This window comes from Neisseria sp. P0021.S005, assembly GCF_051956955.1.
Window position 1 is genome coordinate 1 of the sequence record NZ_JBQCWY010000429.1, and the last position, 2,620, is coordinate 2,620.

Consider the following 2,620-nt stretch of genomic DNA (forward strand, 5'->3'; position numbering starts at 1 on the left):
ATATAATATAAGTGTTTAGAGTATCGATATATCGGGAATAGCCATGTCCTGTCTTGAAATGAAGTGCTTAAGTGGCATTTGGAAACGAATCCTTGTGCTGTTTGCTGTATTTTCTATGATGATAGTAAGCCTACCTGCTTACGCAGAGCGCTTGCCTGATTTCTTGGCAAAAATTCAGCCTTCTGAAATTTTTCCTGGTGCTGATCGCTACGGCAAACCTGAAGGTAAGCCTTTGGTTGCTCGTGTATATAAAGGCGAAGAGCAACTTGGCTTGGTTTATATCACGACTGATGTGGTTAATACGCGCGGTTATTCGAGTAAGCCGATTGATACGATGGTTGCATTGGCCAATGATGGCACTATTGCCGGAGCAAAATTGGTTGAACATCATGAACCAATTATGCTGATTGGTATTCCGCAATCCCGTGTTGATAAATTCATTGATAAATATATTGGCTTAAATTTTATTAAAAATCCTCCGCAGCCTGGCGTGGCTCCTGGTGATATCATCAGTGGTGCGACTGTAACGTTAATGGTGATTAACGACAGTATTCAGCGTTCTGTCAAATCGGTTATTCATCAATATCATTTGGGTACGGATAAAGCGACTCAAGCCGGTGCTGCTGCCGCTTCTGGTGAACAAGCTGCAAATGAGCCTGCGGTTCAAACCCGTCCCCGTCGTGCTGTGAATTCTGATAAACAAGATATTCAGTCTTGGAATGCACTGTTAGAACAAAAAGCTGTTGGTCATCTGCATATTTCTGTTGACGATATCAACAAATTGTTTGAAAAAGGTGGTAAAGCAGGTGTTGCTGAGCATGCAGAGCAGGGTGATGGTAACGATACATTCGTTGATTTATATGTTGCTTTGGTCAGCCAACCTTCTATCGGTAAAAGCCTTTTAGGTGAGGCCGGTTGGAATAATCTGCAAAAACGTTTGCAACCAGGTCAACAGGCGATTATGGTTGCCGGTGAAGGCCGATACTCTTGGAAGGGCTCAGGCTATGTGCGTGGCGGTATATTCGACCGTATCGAAATGATTCAGGGCGATACCAGCTTCCGTTTTACTGATGCACAACATGAGCGTGTAGTTGCTTTGGCAGCGGAAGGTGCACCTGCATTTAAAGAGGTCTCTTGGTTTACCATCCAGGAAGGTGTGGAATTTGATGCTGCCGAGCCATGGCGTTTACAACTGATGATTCAACGTGTGTTGAGCGTTAACGATAAAGCTTTTGTGAATGCAGATTTGGATTACGAATTGCCAAAAGGCTACTATGTCGATGATCCAAAAGCACCACCTGTTGAAATCAGCGCGCCGGTTGAGCAAGTTGCGGCTGTAGCTTCAGCTCCTGAAAGTACGGGTATTGCCGAAGATGCGACTGCCGGTGATGATGGTGTTTCCAACCAACTTTGGAAACAGGTTTGGAAAGCCAAACAAGGTCAAATTATTGTTGTCGGTATTGCTTTGACAATTCTCCTGTTGGTATTCCTGTTCCAAGACTGGATTGTACGTTACGAAAAATGGTATGACCGTTTCCGCCTCTGCTTCCTGACATTTACCCTGGTTTATATTGGTTGGTATGCGCAAGCGCAATTGTCGGTCGTCAATACATTGACCTTGTTCTCCGCAATTTTGACTGAATTCCACTGGGAATTCTTCCTGATGGATCCGCTGGTGTTCATTCTGTGGCTCTTTACAGCGGCGACCATGCTGTTGTGGAACAGGGGTACGTTCTGCGGCTGGCTGTGTCCTTTCGGTTCGTTGCAAGAATTGACCAATCGCATTGCTAAAAAACTGGGCGTAAAACAAATTACTGTGCCACATCTGTTGCATACGCGCCTGACAGCCATTAAATACGTCATCTTCTTCGGTTTGCTGGCTATTTCCCTGTATGATTTGGGTACTGCTGAAAAATTTGCAGAAGTTGAACCTTTCAAAACCGCAATTATTCTGAAGTTTATGCGCGAATGGTGGTTTGTATTGTTTGCTGCAGCTTTGCTGATTGCCGGATTGTTTATCGAACGTTTCTTCTGTCGTTATCTGTGTCCTTTGGGTGCGGGTATCGCATTGCCGGGTCGATTCCGTGTGTTTGACTGGCTGCGCCGCTATAAAATGTGTGGCAATCCTTGTCAGATTTGTACGCATGAATGTCCGGTACAGGCCATTGCACCAGAAGGCGATATCCATCCGAACGAATGTATCCAATGCCTGCATTGCCAGGTAATGTATCACCACGATACGCGTTGTCCTCAAGTAGTGGCAACGAATAAGAAAAAACAAAAACAAGCGGCAGCAAAATCTGAGCAGCACGATGCGGCAGCAACGAAAAATGCTCAAGAACAAGTTGTTCAGTTTGTTAAAAAAGAATCGGCAATTAGTGTTGATAAGTAGTTATTTATAAAAAAGAGGGCTGTATCGGCAGCCCAACTTAGAAATTTTTTCATCGGTAGGCCGTCTGAAAAAAATCGGCCGCCGGATTTTATCCAAGGAGTGTCGTATGTCAGACGAAAAATTAGAACAAAACGGCTTAAGCCGTCGTTCATTCTTAGGTACTGCCGCTGCTTCCGGCGCAGGTATTGCCGGTGCCGGTTTGTTGGGCTTGGCCGGTTGCTCTAACGG

1 protein-coding gene is annotated in these 2,620 nt (G+C 45.0%); it reads left to right on the forward strand.

Annotated features, from left to right (window positions below; all coding sequences use genetic code 11):
• Positions 1–43: 43 nt before the first annotated feature.
• Positions 44–2,392, forward strand: coding sequence for a 4Fe-4S binding protein (locus tag ACTHUE_RS15140; protein ID WP_440423907.1), 2,349 nt, complete (start codon positions 44–46; stop codon positions 2,390–2,392).
• Positions 2,393–2,620: the final 228 nt, after the last annotated feature.